The sequence below is a fragment of the Thioclava sp. JE_KL1 genome (genome assembly GCF_009296265.1).
In the GTDB taxonomy this organism is placed as follows: domain Bacteria; phylum Pseudomonadota; class Alphaproteobacteria; order Rhodobacterales; family Rhodobacteraceae; genus Thioclava.
Window position 1 is genome coordinate 522896 of sequence record NZ_WBJS01000001.1, and the last position, 14133, is coordinate 537028.

Consider the following 14133-nt stretch of genomic DNA (forward strand, 5'->3'; position numbering starts at 1 on the left):
GGTAGGGACCCACGTGCCGTAGCCCCTATTCGGACAAGCTGCGGCATGTCAGACTTTAACCGGTCTCCCCGATCAACCCCGTGCTCAGCAGGAGGAAGCACAGATGGACGGAAATGACGTGAACACGGGCGGCAAGTGCCCGGTGATGCATGGCGGCAATACCGAACTTGGCTCGAACGTGATGAATTGGTGGCCGCAGGCGCTCAATCTCGACATCCTGCACCAGCATGACACCAAGACGGACCCGCTGGGACGCAGCTTCGACTATGCTGAAGAGGTCGAGAAGCTCGACTACGACGCGCTGAAAGCCGATCTGCACGCGCTGCTGACCGAAAGCCAGGAGTGGTGGCCGGCGGACTGGGGCCATTACGGCGGGCTGATGATCCGTCTCGCCTGGCACTCGGCGGGCTCCTACCGTCTCGCGGATGGTCGCGGCGGCGCGGGCACCGGCAATATCCGCTTCGCCCCGCTCAACTCGTGGCCCGACAATGCGAGCCTCGACAAGGCCCGTCGCCTGCTCTGGCCGCTCAAGAAGAAATACGGCAACCGGCTCAGCTGGGCGGATCTGATCATCCTCGCCGGCACCGTCGCCTATGAAAGCATGGGTCTGAAGACCTTCGGTTTCGCCTTTGGCCGCGAGGACATCTGGCATCCCGAGAAAGACACTTACTGGGGCGCCGAGAAGGAATGGCTCGCGCCGTCGGACGAGCGTTACGCCAATGTCGACAAGCCCGACACGATGGAAAACCCGCTCGCCGCCGTGCAGATGGGCCTGATCTACGTGAACCCCGAGGGCGTCAACGGCCAGCCCGACCCGATGAAGACCGCGGCACAAGTCCGCGAGACCTTCGCGCGTATGGCGATGAATGACGAGGAAACCGCCGCGCTGACCGCGGGCGGCCACACCGTCGGCAAATGTCACGGCAATGGCGACGCGTCGGCGCTCGGTGCGGAGCCTGAAGCGGCCGATGTCGAGCAACAGGGTCTCGGCTGGTTCAACCCGAACCTGAAGGGGCAAGCGAGCAACTCGATCACCGGCGGTCCGGAAGGCGCGTGGACGACGAACCCGCTCGAATTCGACATGGGCTATTTCGAGATGCTCTTCGGCCATGAATGGGAAGTCACCCAGAGCCCCGCTGGCGCGAAACAGTGGAAGCCGGTGGACATCGCCGAAGAGGACATGCCGCTCGACACTTCGGACCCGAGCCAGCGCCGGATGCCGATGATGACCGATGCCGACATGGCGATGAAGGTCGACCCGGTCTACAACGAGATCTGCCAGAAATTCATGGCCGATCCGGAGTATTTCAAGGAGACCTTCGCCCGCGCCTGGTTCAAGCTGACCCACCGCGATATGGGCCCGAAGGTCCGCTACAAGGGGCCGTGGGTGCCCTCGGAAGATCTGGTCTGGCAAGACCCGGTCCCCGCTGGGTCGACCGCTTGGGACGTCGAGTCTGTGAAGGCGAAGATCGCTGCCTCGGACCTGTCGGTGGCCGAGCTGGTCTCGACCGCCTGGGACAGCGCGCGCACCTATCGCGGCTCGGACATGCGCGGCGGCGCCAATGGCGCGCGCATCCGTCTGGCCCCGCAGAAGGACTGGGAAGGCAACGAGCCCGCCCGTCTGCAAAAGGTGCTTTCGGTGCTCGAGCCGATCGCGGCGGAAGCCGGTGCCTCGGTGGCCGACGTTATCGTGTTGGCGGGCAATGTCGGCGTCGAGAAGGCGATCAAGGCCGCCGGTCATGACGCGACGGTGCCCTTCGCGCCGGGTCGTGGCGACGCGAGCGACGAGGTGACCGATGCCGACAGCTTCGATGTGCTCGAACCGCTCGCCGACGGGTTCCGCAACTGGCTCAAGAAGGACTACGTCGTCTCGCCCGAGGAGATGCTTCTGGACCGTGCCCAGCTGATGGGACTGACCGCGCATGAAATGACCGTCCTGATCGGCGGCATGCGGACGATCGGCACCAACTATGGCGGAACCAAGCACGGCGTCTTCACCGACCGTGAAGGCCAGCTGACGACCGACTTCTTCGTCAACCTGACCGATATGGGCTATAGCTGGCATCCGGTGGGCGACGGCGCCTACGAGATCCGCGACCGCAAAACCGGCGCGGTTAAGTGGACCGCGAGCCGCGTCGATCTGGTCTTCGGCTCGAACGCGATCCTGCGCGCCTATGCCGAGGTCTATGCCCAGGACGATGCGAACGAGAAGTTCGTGGAGGACTTCGTAGCCGCCTGGACCAAGGTGATGAACGCCGATCGCTTCGATCTGGTCTGATCGCCTGTCTTACAGAAAACCGCGCCCCTCGCAGGATGACCTGCGGGGGGCGTTTTCGTTTGGGACAGGAGAGAGCCCACTCCAAGTTCAGACCGACGCCCGGGGCGACCAGCCCCGGGCAGCGCCCATTCGTCGGGCTTACGTCGCGCCACTGGCGCGACGATCCCTCCTCATGCCCCCCGGGAGGGCGCTTTTGCAGCGGCACCGCGCGCTCAACAGTTGGTCGGATGTGGCCCGATTAAGCGCAGACCACCCACCTCGCGCCTGCGCCCGCCCGAGGTCGGGCGCCGCCCTTCTTTCAAAGCCGCTCGTGCTGCCCGGGCCGCTGACGCGGCTGATCCGGGCGGGGCACCACTATTCAGCCTTACAGCGCCGCCGTCGTAACGTAGCGCAGCGCGCGGGCCACCTGTTCGGGCGTGCGCGCGACCGCATTGGCCGCGGCATCGACCTCCTTGAGCGCATGGTCGTGCTCGGGCGGCTGAAGCACGATGATCGGCTTGCCGAGCACCGCCGCATAACCCGCATCAAAGGCCGCGTTCCACTGCTTGTATTTCTCGCCGAAACACACGACGAGCACATCGCAGCGCTCGATCCCGGTGCGGATCCGGATAGCGTTGAGCGACGCGCCCTTGCGGTCATGCCAGAACTTGTCCTCTTCCGCGCCGAAGATCTCGACCCCGCAATCATCCGAGGCCCCGTGATCGGTCACCGGCCCCGACCATTCGATCTCGAGCCCTTCGCAGGCAGATTTCACCGCCTCGCGCCAATCGGTGTGAATTTCGCCGGCCAGATAAACATTCAGTTTCATCGCATCCTCTTTTCGCTGTCGCGTGGCCCCGCTTCGGGCCGCATCGCTTTTCCGGCGCGATCCTTGAGTATCGGGACCACCTTGGCAACCTCTCCGGTCGTCCGCCCCTCTCCGATCCGCTCCCCATGCGCTTGATCCGGCAACACGCATAGCGACATGTCATTGACGCCGGTCAGTGCGCGAAATCGGCCACCTGCTTTGCTGGGAAGTGTTCGAAATCCTGGGAGGAGGAGAAAGCAATGAACGGTGTGGTGATTTCAAGCGTGGCAGCGCTCCTGCTGCTGACAACAAGCGCTCTGGCGCAGGAGGATGCCGGTCGCGAGGAATACATGGTCGCCTGCGCTGGATGTCATGGCGAGTCAGCGAAGGGGAATGGCCCGCTGGCAGGGCTGCTGGATATTCAGACACCCGACCTTACGAGCCTCGCGGCGAAGAAGGGAAACGGCGAATTCCCGTTCGACTACACGCTTCGGATGATAGATGGCCGAAACGAGACGCGGGCGCATGGCAGCAAGATGCCGGTCTGGGGGGACCGTTACGCGGCCTCGGCGACCAGCGAGCGCGGAGAGACGGCGGACATGGTGGCCCGGGGGCGCATCCTGTCTCTCATCTATTATCTGGCCTCGATACAGCAGTAGCGCCCCGGCGCAGATGGTGTTGGGCCTCGGCATCTGTGCCGGCACTTTGATCGACGGGCGCGCGGCCTGTCGCTACCGCTTTGGCGCGATGAAGATGGCGGCCTTCAAACTCGCCAACGCCCTCGGCGCGGCGACGGGCGGGCGCGCGCAAGGAGCTAATGATCATCGACGGCGCCGATCACGTCGACCTCTACGGCCAGACGGACATCATTCCCGTCGACAAGCTGCAGAGCGTCTTCGAAGGCCATCTGGCCTGATCATACACGAGGCAGGAAGCCGGGCCTCGTGTCCGGCTTCTTGATGTCCGCGGGCATGCCAGACGAAACCCACGATGTGGCTTAGTCCACATCAATCGGCCGAACAGCATGGAGGGCGCGACCCTTCGGATGGAAATCCTTCCTCCGCACGGTGAACATGCCGCAGCTTCTCGGGGTTTCGGACAATCCATATTGCTTTGATTTTGCCGGAATGAACCGCGAAGGCCGTGGTTTGCAGGACCCCGTTTTCCCGCACCACATATCCTGTTGCTCCGTTGATCAACTGCGGTCTCGGCACAGGCCCATTGGTCAGCTTGCCCTTCCGGGCCAAGCCTTCGAAGAAGCGCGCGGCGTTCCGGCTCCCTCTCAGCACGTTGATCGCCGCCGGAACCTTGCCGCCGCCATCAGTATGCACCTCGATATCTTCAGCGAAGATTTCCAGCAGCCGATCCATATCGCCCTCGCGGCTTGCGGCCCAGAATGCCGCGACAAGCGGGTGGGTCTCCTCTGCCCGTTTCGGCGTGATCTGATCGGCGCCGGCAAGCTTGCGTCTTGCCCGCGAAACCAGCTGCCGACAATTTGCGGGAGACTGGCCGACGACCGCCGATATCTCGTCGAAACTGTAATCGAACCCGTCGCGAAGAATGAACGCCGCGCGCATCTCGGGCGATAGTCGATCGAGCGTGAGCAGGAGTGCGATCCCTACATCTTCGGTCAGGATCCAATCGCTTTCGGCATCCGCCGCATGGTCGGTGACAATCGGCTCGGGCAGCCACGCCCCCACATAGGTTTCCCGCCTCTTCTGCGCCGATCGCAGATGGTCGAGGCAAAGGCGCGTGACGACGGTCGACAGCCATTGCGCCGGACGTTCGATGCCGGAGAGTCCGACGGTTTGCAGTTTCAGCGCCGCATCCTGAAGGATGTCTTCCGTCTCCGAGACTGAGCCGGTCATTCGATAGGCGAGCCCCGCCAAGCGGCGGCGCTCCCTTTCGAAAACCTGCTGTGTCTCAGGCAGCGGCATGATCGCGCTCTCTGATCTTGTGGGTAGACCGGAATCCGATCGCGAAACGGTTCCAAGAGTTAATCAACGTAACAGCGAAAGTCAGGTCCACGCATTCGCGCTCCGTGAAAACATTTCTGAGGCGCTGGAAGACCTCCTCCGAAGCACCCTGTTGCTCGATCCTTGTCAGGGCTTCGGCCCAATCGAGTGCGGCGCATTCGCGTTCGTCAAACGCAGGGCTTTCCCGCCAGGCCGCCAGCACATCGAGCTTTTGCTGCGACACACCCGCCTCCCGCGCGGCAGGCGCATGCATATCGAGGCAATAAGCACATCCGTTGATTTGCGACACGCGCATCTTGATAAGCTCCCGCAGCATAAGCGAAATCGAAAGCTCCTTCGTCGCCTCCTCGGCCGCCCTCATCGCCTTCATCGTCTCGGGGGCTGCTTCGTAATAGTTCATTCGGGGCGTCATCGGCATCTCCTTAGGCTATATACCAGAAGACGAGACAGCCCCCCGCTTTGTGACAGGCGGAAAGAAAATCTCTCTGTTCAGGTAGCCGGGTTTGGAGCCTAGAGGACCTACGCCTTTCGCCAAAGCCATGCGCCGGAACATAGGAACTCGGTCGTAGCTTTGGTCGCGCGGCGCATTTTAACGTAGATGCAATTCGCGGCGGCTTGTTCGGGCCAGCACGCGCGAATTTCAAACGTCGCGCTGCACTTCTTCAAGCACCTCGGCCAGAACTGACACGGCCAGCAGCCGCGGATCGCGCGCGGATTGGATCAGCCCGATCGGCCCATGAACCCGCGCGCGCGTCGCCGCGTCGATACCGCGAGCCTGCAAACCTTCCTGCCGCCGGTTTTGCGTGCGCACGCTGCCTTGTGCCCCGATGTAGAACGCAGGGGTTGCGAGCGCCGCCTCGAGAATATCCAGCTCCCAATCGTGGTCGTGAAACAGAAGGATCACCGCCGTGCGCGCGTCGATGGCCACGTCCGACGGGATCGCGCTTCGATCCAACCTGCGCACAGTGCAGCCTGCACCTTCAGCATTGGCGAAAGTGGCGTCTTCGGGCGTGAGCAAAAGATGCGGCGCGCCGGTGGCCTGCACCAGATCGGCGAAGAACACCGCCTCGGCCCCGGCGCCGAAGATCACGAAGCGCGGCTCGGGACGAAAGGCGATACGCAGCTCTCCCGGCGCGTCGGGGGGCTCGTCTTCCTGCATCAAACGCAAGCCCCCCGAGGCGCTCAGTCCCAAGGCCGCCTCCGCGCGGCGCACCCGCCTTGCCGCAAGCTCGCTAAGCAAGGAACGGTCCGGCGCGGGGATCACCGTGACCTCGAGCGCGCCGCCGCAGGGCAGCTTCAGATCGAAAAAGGGCGAGCCGGCCCCATAGCGCAGCTTGCGCACCTGCCTGTCGCCCAGCGCCGCGAGCGCATGTTCGGCCACATCTTCCTCGATACAGCCTGAGCTGAGCGCTCCGAAGCGCCGACCATCCGGCAAGATCGCCATCGCGGTGCCGACATTGCGATAGGCCGGACCTTCAATGGCAGAGATCACCGCGATCGCGCCGGGTACGTCGGACCTTGCCAGTTCGAACCACGGATCTTGCGCGGCGGGATGGGTCACGGCTGGCCCCTCAATCGTTCGACCCAGCCAGCGCGCGATGCGCGACCTCGACGAAGAACTGCACGCCCAGCGGCAGGATCGAGTCGTTGAAATCGTAATGCGGGCTGTGCAGGTTGCGCCCGCCCTCGGCCGATCCATTGCCGATCCAGCCGTAAGCGCCGGGCACCTTCTCCAGCAGGAAGGCGAAATCCTCGCTCGCCATGCTGGGCGCGTAATCGACCTGCACCGCGTCGCGGCCCACGATGGCCTCGGCGGCGCGGCGTGCGGTTTCGGCGGCCTCCGCGTCGTTGATCGTGGCCGGGTAGCGACGCTGATAGATCAGCTCGGCCTTGGCATGAAATGCCTCGGCGATCATTTCGGCGCGGCGCGTCATCTCGGCCTGCACGAAATCGCGCGTCGCGGGGCGCAGGGTGCGCACAGTGCCGTGCAGGGTCACTTCGTCGGGGATCACATTGAGCGTGTGGCCCGCATGGATCTGCGTGACCGAGATCACCGTCGCGTCGGTCGGATCCACCGCGCGGCTGACGATGGTCTGCCAGGCCATCTGCAACTGAGCCGCGAGCGTGATCGGGTCGATCCCCTCATGCGGCATCGCGCCATGCGAACCCTTGCCCATCACCTTCAGCTCGAACGTGTCGAATGCGGCCATGACGGGGCCCGCGCGCATCGCGATCTTGCCCGCCTCCAGCCCCGGCCAGTTGTGCAGCGCAAAGGTGCTGTCGAGCGGGAACTGTTCGAGCAATCCATCCTCGATCATCACCCGCGCGCCGCCTTCGTTTTCCTCGGCGGGCTGGAAGATGAACACCACCGTGCCCGGTCCCGGCGGATCGGTCGCCATCGCCTGCGCGGCGCCCAGAAGCATCGTGGTGTGACCGTCATGGCCACAGGCATGCATCTTGCCGGGGATCTCGGAGGCATAATCCGCCCCCGTCAGTTCGGAGATCGGCAGCGCATCGATATCGGCGCGCAGGCCGACCGTCGGCCCCGCGCCATTGCGCAGAACGCCGATCACCCCGGTCCCGGCCAGCCCCTCGTGGACCTCAAGTCCGAACGCGCGCAACTCAGCCGCGATGAAGGCGGCGGTCTCGTGTTCTTCGAAGGCCAGTTCGGGGCGTCGATGCAGCGCGTGCCGCCATTCGACCAACTGGTCTTCCATCGCCTTGATCGCAGGGGTGATGTTCATCGCGCGTCCTTTCAACCGAAGAGCCAGCAGATTCCAAGCCCGAGGCCAAGACCGACCAGAAGCCACGCCACGCGGTCGATCAGCGGAATATGTCCCGCCGCCGCCGTGGCCACCGCGCCCGTAGGGGCAGCGCCTTCGCTGGGCGGGGCCGTCTCCTCCGCCTCGCCGGTCACGACCCGCGAGAAGGCATTGAAGAAGTCCTCGGCATTCTTGCGCGCCACGCCCTGAATCAATCGCCCGCCGACCGCGGCCAGTTTACCGCCAACCTCGACATCGGCGACATAGGACAAACGCGTGCCCTCGCCTTCGGGCGCGAGTTTGATCTCCGCGCCGCCCTTGGCGAAGCCCGCAGGCCCGCCCTGCCCGCGCCCGGTGATCCGGTAGGACACGGGCGGCACCAGATCGCTCAGCTCCACCTTGCCGCGAAAGCTGGCCGAGACGGGGCCGACCCGCGCCACGACCGTGGCGGTATATTCGGCCTCACCCGTCTGCTCCATCGCCTCGCAGCCCGGGATCGCGCGGCGCAGCACCTCGGGGTCGTTGAGCCCACGCCAGACCGTTTCGGGATCGGCCGGGATCAGGTGATCGCCTTCGAACCGCATCACCCGGCCTCCGCATGGATCGCGTTATAGGCACGGTAGAGCGCCTGCGTGCCCTCTTCGCCGAAGCCGTCATCCACCAGCTTGCCATAGAGGCTGCGCGCCAGCGACAGGCCCGGCAGATCGAGGCCCAGTCTTTCGGCTTCGCTCAGCGCGATGGACATGTCCTTGACGAAGTGGTGGACGAAGAAGCCGGGCGCGAAATCCTCGTCCACCATCTTCGGCCCAAGCCCGTTGAGCAGGAAGCTCGACGCGGCCCCGGTTCCGATGACTTTGAGAACCTGCATCGGATCCAGACCGGCAGCGCGCGCGTAGCTGATGCTTTCCGCGACCGCGAGCATGGTCGAGGCAATGGCGATCTGGTTGGCCATCTTGGTGTGCTGCCCAGCGCCCGCCTTGCCCATCAGCGCGATATTCCCGCCCATCAGCTCCAGCACCGGAAGGACCCGTTCGAACGCCCGCGCATCGCCGCCCAGCATGATCGCGAGCTTGCCCGCTTTCGCACCGACATCGCCGCCGGACACCGGGGCGTCGAGCGCAGAGAGGCCGCGCGCGAGAGCCGCCTGCGCGATCTTCCCGGCCAGGGCGGGGCTCGAGGTGGTCATGTCGATCAGCACCGAGCCCGGGCGCGCCTTGGCGATGATCCCATCCTCACCGAGGTAGACCTGTTCGACATCGGCGGGGTAGCCCACGATGGTGATCGTGATGTCGCTGGCATCGGCCACGGCGCCGGGGCTGTCACACCAGGTCGCCCCCTTTGCGACGAGGGCGTCGCCCTTGGCGCGGGTGCGGTTGTAGATGTTGAGCGGATGCCCTGCGGCGAGGATATGCCCCGCCATGTGCTGGCCCATGATTCCGAGTCCGATGAAGCCGACGCTGAGTTTCTCTTCTGTCACGGCTGGGTCCTTTTCGTTGAGCTGGGCGCGGCCTCTCGCAGAAGCGCGCGAATGGATTGGGGGGTCAGCGGAAGACGCTCGATCGTCACGCCGCGCGGCGCGAGCGCATCGCTCACCGCGTTGGCGAGCACGCCGATTGCGCCCATCACGCCGCCTTCGGCCATGCCCTTGATCCCCGCGGGGGTCCGGCGGTTCGGCGTATTGTGATGCAGGATTTCAAATTCCGGGAGTTCGTTCGGGGAGGCCACGAGGTAATCGGCGAGTGTCGCGGAGAGGTTCTGCCCCGTCCCGTCGTAGATCACCTGTTCGAGCAGCGCGCCGCTCAGCCCCATCGCGATCGCGCCCTGCTGCTGGCCGCGCACGACGATCGGGTTGAGAACGGTGCCGGAATCCTCGGCAACGAGATAGCGGTCGATGGTGATCGCACCGGTCTGCGGGTCGACCTCGACTTCGCAGGCATGGGTCGAGTTGGAGTAGGTCATCGCGGGCGGGTCGTAGCTATGCGAGAAATCGAGCCCAGGCGTGATACCCTCGGGCAGAGCCAGCGGATCGAGATAGGCACGCCGCGCGATATCGGTCAGCGCAAGGCCCGTCTCCTGCCAGTCCTCGCCGATCATCCGCTCGATCTGGCCTGCGCGCATGCGCAGCCCGCCAGCATCGTTGAGATCGAGCATCGAAGCCGCAATCGCGAGCACCCGTTCGCGCGCCTTTAGCGCACAGAGATAGAGCGTCCCGCCGCCAGCGGTCGCGCCGCGTCCACCGCGGCTGCCCATGCCGTAGGGCGCGATATTGGTATTGCCCATATGAACCGTGACATCTTCCGAGCGCACGCCGAGCCCTTCGGCCACCGCCTGCGAAAGCGGGCTCTCGTAGCCTTGCCCGGTGCCCATCAGCCCGACGGAGGCGTTGACCGCTCCGCTCGGCTCGATCCGCACCCAGGCCGATTCATGGCCCGATCCGGGGATACCGGCGGATTTGTAGAATTCCGAGCCATAGGTCGTGCTCTCGATCACCGTGCACAGCCCGAGCCCCAGATAGCGCCCCTTAGCGCGCGCCTGCGCCTGCCGGGCACGGAAGGCCGCGACATCAATCGCATCCACGGCGATCTCGAGCGTTTCCCGTGGGCTGACATCTTCGAGGAGTTCGCCCGTGGGCATCTTGTAGGGCAAATCCTCCGGGCCGAGCGCGTTGATACGGCGCACCTCGACCGGGTCGAGGTCGAGGTCGCGGGCGATGGCGTCGATCGTGCCCTCCATCACCCAGCTAGTGATCGCCATGGGCGCGCGCATCGGGCCTGCGCCGCATTTATTGGTCAGCGCGACGCGGACTTCGTAGGCGTAGTCCTGAATCCGGTAGGGACCGGTCATGATCAGGGCGATAACGCGGGCCATGTAATTGGCCGGATAGAAGCAGTAACCGCCGAAATCCTCGTCGATCTCGAGCTCGAGGCCGAGAATCCGTCCGGTTTCGCTGACCGAGGTGCGCGTGCGGCACTCGTATTCCCGCGCATGGGCGGCGGACATCAGGTTCTCCATCCGATCCTCGCGCCACCGAACCGGGCGGCGCAGGTGGCGAGACAGAGCCGCGACCGTGAGTTCCTCGCGATAGAGCGCGATCTTCTGACCGAAGGCGCCGCCCACATCGGGGCTCATCACGGTGACCTGGCTTTCCGACAGGCCCAGCCGCGCAGCAAGCTGGCTGCGCAACGGGTGCGGGACCTGATTGCCGATATGCATGTTCAGATGCGCGCGCCCGTCATCCCAATCGGCGACGCAGCCGCGCGTCTCCAGCGGGACATGCGTGTGGCGATGGAGCGAGAAACGGGCCTCGACGACGCGATGCGCCTCGGCCCGGCGTGCGGCAGGATCGCCGACGCACAGGCTCTGATGCGAGACCATGTTGCTGGTCAGGCTGTCATCGACCAGAGCCGCATCGGGCGCGAAGGCCTCGGTGATCGAGGTCACCGCCGGAAGCTGGTCATATTCGACGGTGACACATTCGGCGGCATCCTCGGCGAGGTAGCGATCGGTCGCGACGACGCAGACCACCGGATCGCCGTGGAAGCGGACCTTCTCGATCGGAAGCGTCGTCAGCTCGGTCGGCTGCAGCCCCTCGATCGGCGGCGCGAGGCGCAGCCGCGTCGTCATCTGATCGAGATCGCGCCCGGTGAAAATCCCCACGACCCCCGGCATCTCAGCGGCTTCGGCACTGTCGATGTCGAGGATGCGCGCATGGGCATGGGGCGAGCGCACGAAGCTCACATGCAGCGCGCCGGGGAAAGCGAGATCGTCGAGATAGCGCCCGCGACCCGAGACGAGGCGTCGATCTTCCTTGCGCGGCAGGGCGCGACCGATCTCGGTGAAATCACCGCTCATGCCGCCTCTCCACGCATCCGGGCCGCAGCTTTCAGCACGGCGGCGACGATATTCTGATAGCCCGTGCAGCGGCACAGATTGCCCGACAGGACATCGCGCACTTCCTCTGCGGTCGGGTCCGGGTTCTCGCGCAGGTAATGCTCGAAAGTCACCACGATGCCGGGCGTGCAGAAACCGCATTGCAGCCCATGTTCCTCGTGCAGCGCCTGCTGAAGCGCCGAGAGCGCATCGGGCCGTCCCATGGCCTCGACCGTCGTGACCTCATGGCCCTCCATCTGAGCGGCGAAAGTCAGGCAGGCGCGCGCCGGACGGCCGTCGATCAGCACGGTGCAGGCGCCGCAGACGCCGTGTTCGCAGCCGACATGGGTGCCGGTCAGACCAAGGTCGTCGCGCAGCACATCCGAGAGCAGCTTGCGCGCGGGCACCCGAACGTCGTGGGTTTCGCCATTCACGCTCAGCGAAAGCGTCAGGGGGTCGTGTGTCGGAGCGGTCATGCACCCTCCTCCCGGGTCAAAGCGGACTGGAACGCGCGAATGACAAGCGTTTCGGCAAGTTCCCGGCGATAGACGGCGGGCACCTGTTCGCTGTCTTCGGGCGCGATCGCCGCGGCGGCCGCGGCTGCGAGGTCGCGAATGGTGTCGACATCGACCAGCCTGCCCTGCGCGCGCGCCTCGATCTCGGGCAGACGCAGCGGGACGGTATCGACGCCGCCGAGCCCAAGCCGCAGCGCATCGATCTTGCCCTCCGCGTCGCGCGCGAAACTGAGCGCGACGCTGACCAGCGCGAAATCGCCGTGACGGCGCGAGAAAGCCTCGAAGGCCCACAGATCGCCGACGGGGAGCGGAAAGCGTAGCGCGGTGATGAGTTCGCCATCGCGCAGATCGACCGTCATGATCGATTGCAGGAAATCGGCGGCGGCAACTTCGCGCGTGCCTGCCGGTCCCGAAATCACCAGCGTCGCGCCCAGCGTGACCGCGATCAGCGGCAACTGGGCGGCGGGGTCCGCATGGGCGAGGCTGCCGCCGATCGTGCCACGCTGACGGATCGCGTAATGCCCGATCGAGGCGGCAGCGGCACCGAGAAGCGGCAGGCTCCGCTGCACTTCCGGCGCATTGGCAAGGCGGTGATGGCGCGTCAGCGCGCCGATCTCCAGCATGTCGTCCTTCACCCGCACGCGGTCCAGCTCGATCAGATCGTTGAGATCGACGAGATGGCCCGGGCGCGCCAGCCGCATGTTCAGCATCGGCCCTAGGCTTTGTCCTCCGGCGATCGGCTTTGCCGCCGGCCCATGTGTGCGCAACAGCGCCAGTGCCTCGGCAAGGCTCGCAGGCCGGTGGTAGGTGAAAGGGGCGGGTTTCATCGTGTCAGGCCGCGTTCCAGATCAGCGACTGACCGGTTTCGCGGTCGAAGACATGCAGGCGGTTGAGATCCACCGCGAGGGTGATGCTCTCGCCGAACGCATGGCGCAGATCCTTGCCGACGCGGAAGAACAGCTCCTCGCCGCCGAAATCCATGCCCAGATACTGATCCGAGCCGACCGGAAGCACCGAGTTCACGGTGCCGTTGAGCGCATTGTATCCCGGCTCGGCAGTGCCTTCCGCGACATCCTCGGCCCGGATACCCAACCGCACCGCACGGCCCTCCTGCCCTTTCAGGCGCGCCGCGTGATCTGCCGGCAGCACGAGACGCAACCCATCGCGGACGAAGGCCATCTCGTCATCCGGCCCGGCCTCGAGCACGCCGTCGAAATAGTTGATCGGCGGGCTGCCGAGGAAGGACGCCACAAAGGTGTTCGCCGGGCGCTCGTAGATGTCGTCGGGCGTGCCGATCTGCTGCACGACCCCGTCATTCATCACCACGATACGATCCGCGAGCGTGAGCGCCTCGGCCTGATCGTGGGTCACGTAGACGAAGGTGGTCTCCATTGCGCGGTGGAGTTCCTTGATCTCCGCGCGCATCGAGATCCGCAGCGCCGCGTCGAGGTTCGACAGTGGCTCATCCATCAGGAAGACCGACGGGTCACGGACCATCGCGCGCCCCAACGCCACACGCTGACGCTGGCCGCCCGACAGCTGCGACGGACGCCGGTCGAGCAGGTGCGAAATCTCGAGCTTCTTCGCGGCGTCTTGCACGCGCTCGTCGATCTCTTCCTTCGACGCGTTTCGCATCTTCAGCCCGAAACCGATATTGTCGTAGACGGTCTTATGCGGGTAGAGCGCGTAGCTCTGGAACACCATCGCGACGTCGCGCTTGTGCGGGGGGACGTAGTTCACGACCTGCTCGTCGAAGATCAGATCGCCGTCCGAGACCTCCTCGAGCCCTGCAATCATGTTGAGGGTCGTGGATTTGCCGCAGCCCGAAGGGCCGAGCAGGACGATGAACTCGCGATCCTCGATATCGAGGTTGAGATTGCGCACGGCATGGAAGCCGTTGGCGTATTTCTTGTTAACGTTGGTGAAGCGGATCCGGGCCAAGACT

General features: G+C 65.1%; 13 protein-coding genes. 2 read left to right on the forward strand and 11 right to left on the reverse strand.

The window, feature by feature from the left end:
- Window positions 1-103: 103 nt before the first annotated feature.
- A complete protein-coding gene (katG, locus tag F8R15_RS02250) occupies window positions 104-2278 on the forward strand; it encodes a catalase/peroxidase HPI (protein WP_152843255.1) in 2175 nt (724 codons plus the stop codon).
- A 364-nt stretch (window positions 2279-2642) separates the two neighbouring features.
- On the opposite strand, the gene F8R15_RS02255 is transcribed toward katG, so the two are convergent.
- Entirely contained in the window at window positions 2643-3086 is a 444-nt protein-coding gene (locus F8R15_RS02255; protein WP_152843256.1) for a YtoQ family protein, read from the reverse strand.
- 239 nt (window positions 3087-3325) lie between these two features.
- Between F8R15_RS02255 and F8R15_RS02260 the strand changes: the two genes are divergently transcribed.
- The gene (locus tag F8R15_RS02260) at window positions 3326-3724 is read left to right on the forward strand and encodes a c-type cytochrome (protein ID WP_152843257.1); all 399 of its coding nucleotides are present in this window, start codon (window positions 3326-3328) and stop codon (window positions 3722-3724) included.
- A 348-nt stretch (window positions 3725-4072) separates the two neighbouring features.
- Here F8R15_RS02260 and sigJ read toward each other — a convergent pair whose 3' ends face one another.
- The 10 genes from sigJ to F8R15_RS02315 form a co-directional block, all read right to left on the reverse strand.
- A complete protein-coding gene (sigJ, locus tag F8R15_RS02270) occupies window positions 4073-5002 on the reverse strand; it encodes an RNA polymerase sigma factor SigJ (RefSeq protein WP_256365657.1) in 930 nt (309 codons plus the stop codon).
- Entirely contained in the window at window positions 4989-5441 is a 453-nt protein-coding gene (locus tag F8R15_RS02275; protein ID WP_216644092.1) for a carboxymuconolactone decarboxylase family protein, read from the reverse strand. The genes sigJ and F8R15_RS02275 overlap by 14 nt, the downstream gene beginning before the upstream one ends.
- 240 nt (window positions 5442-5681) lie before the next feature.
- Window positions 5682-6602, reverse strand: a complete 921-nt coding sequence (locus F8R15_RS02280; RefSeq protein ID WP_172976148.1) for an XdhC family protein — start codon at window positions 6600-6602, stop codon at window positions 5682-5684.
- Between the two features lie 10 nt (window positions 6603-6612).
- On the reverse strand, window positions 6613-7785 hold the full coding sequence (locus F8R15_RS02285; protein ID WP_152843260.1) for a M20 aminoacylase family protein: 1173 nt from the start codon (window positions 7783-7785) through the stop codon (window positions 6613-6615).
- Window positions 7786-7796: 11 nt separating this feature from the next.
- A complete protein-coding gene (locus F8R15_RS02290) occupies window positions 7797-8387 on the reverse strand; it encodes a carbon monoxide dehydrogenase subunit G (RefSeq protein ID WP_098409772.1) in 591 nt (196 codons plus the stop codon).
- Window positions 8387-9280 carry an NAD(P)-dependent oxidoreductase gene (locus F8R15_RS22075; RefSeq protein ID WP_216644093.1) on the reverse strand — a complete coding sequence of 298 codons (894 nt, stop codon included), beginning with the start codon at window positions 9278-9280 and terminating at the stop codon, window positions 8387-8389. The genes F8R15_RS02290 and F8R15_RS22075 overlap by 1 nt, the downstream gene beginning before the upstream one ends.
- A complete protein-coding gene (locus tag F8R15_RS02300; protein ID WP_152843261.1) occupies window positions 9277-11655 on the reverse strand; it encodes a xanthine dehydrogenase family protein molybdopterin-binding subunit in 2379 nt (792 codons plus the stop codon). The genes F8R15_RS22075 and F8R15_RS02300 overlap by 4 nt, the downstream gene beginning before the upstream one ends.
- Window positions 11652-12149: a (2Fe-2S)-binding protein gene (locus tag F8R15_RS02305; RefSeq protein ID WP_083078755.1), complete on the reverse strand. Its 498-nt coding sequence runs from the start codon at window positions 12147-12149 to the stop codon at window positions 11652-11654. Before F8R15_RS02305 ends, F8R15_RS02300 begins: the two co-directional genes overlap by 4 nt.
- Window positions 12146-13015: a xanthine dehydrogenase family protein subunit M gene (locus F8R15_RS02310; RefSeq protein ID WP_152843263.1), complete on the reverse strand. Its 870-nt coding sequence runs from the start codon at window positions 13013-13015 to the stop codon at window positions 12146-12148. The genes F8R15_RS02305 and F8R15_RS02310 overlap by 4 nt, the downstream gene beginning before the upstream one ends.
- Before the next feature lie 4 nt (window positions 13016-13019).
- Complete coding sequence (locus F8R15_RS02315) at window positions 13020-14129, reverse strand: ABC transporter ATP-binding protein (protein WP_152843265.1); 1110 nt, start codon at window positions 14127-14129, stop codon at window positions 13020-13022.
- Window positions 14130-14133: the final 4 nt, after the last annotated feature.

What these genes read in the sequence shown, in the direction of transcription:
- katG (WP_152843255.1), top strand. Translation starts at nt 104, where the DNA reads ATGGACGGAAATGACGTGAACACGGGCGGCAAGTGCCCGGTGATGCAT.
- F8R15_RS02255 (WP_152843256.1), bottom strand. Translation starts at nt 3,086, where the DNA reads ATGAAACTGAATGTTTATCTGGCCGGCGAAATTCACACCGATTGGCGC.
- F8R15_RS02260 (WP_152843257.1), top strand. Translation starts at nt 3,326, where the DNA reads ATGAACGGTGTGGTGATTTCAAGCGTGGCAGCGCTCCTGCTGCTGACA.
- sigJ (WP_256365657.1), bottom strand. Translation starts at nt 5,002, where the DNA reads ATGCCGCTGCCTGAGACACAGCAGGTTTTCGAAAGGGAGCGCCGCCGC.
- F8R15_RS02275 (WP_216644092.1), bottom strand. Translation starts at nt 5,441, where the DNA reads ATGAACTATTACGAAGCAGCCCCCGAGACGATGAAGGCGATGAGGGCG.
- F8R15_RS02285 (WP_152843260.1), bottom strand. Translation starts at nt 7,785, where the DNA reads ATGAACATCACCCCTGCGATCAAGGCGATGGAAGACCAGTTGGTCGAA.
- F8R15_RS02290 (WP_098409772.1), bottom strand. Translation starts at nt 8,387, where the DNA reads ATGCGGTTCGAAGGCGATCACCTGATCCCGGCCGATCCCGAAACGGTC.
- F8R15_RS02300 (WP_152843261.1), bottom strand. Translation starts at nt 11,655, where the DNA reads ATGAGCGGTGATTTCACCGAGATCGGTCGCGCCCTGCCGCGCAAGGAA.
- F8R15_RS02305 (WP_083078755.1), bottom strand. Translation starts at nt 12,149, where the DNA reads ATGACCGCTCCGACACACGACCCCCTGACGCTTTCGCTGAGCGTGAAT.
- F8R15_RS02310 (WP_152843263.1), bottom strand. Translation starts at nt 13,015, where the DNA reads ATGAAACCCGCCCCTTTCACCTACCACCGGCCTGCGAGCCTTGCCGAG.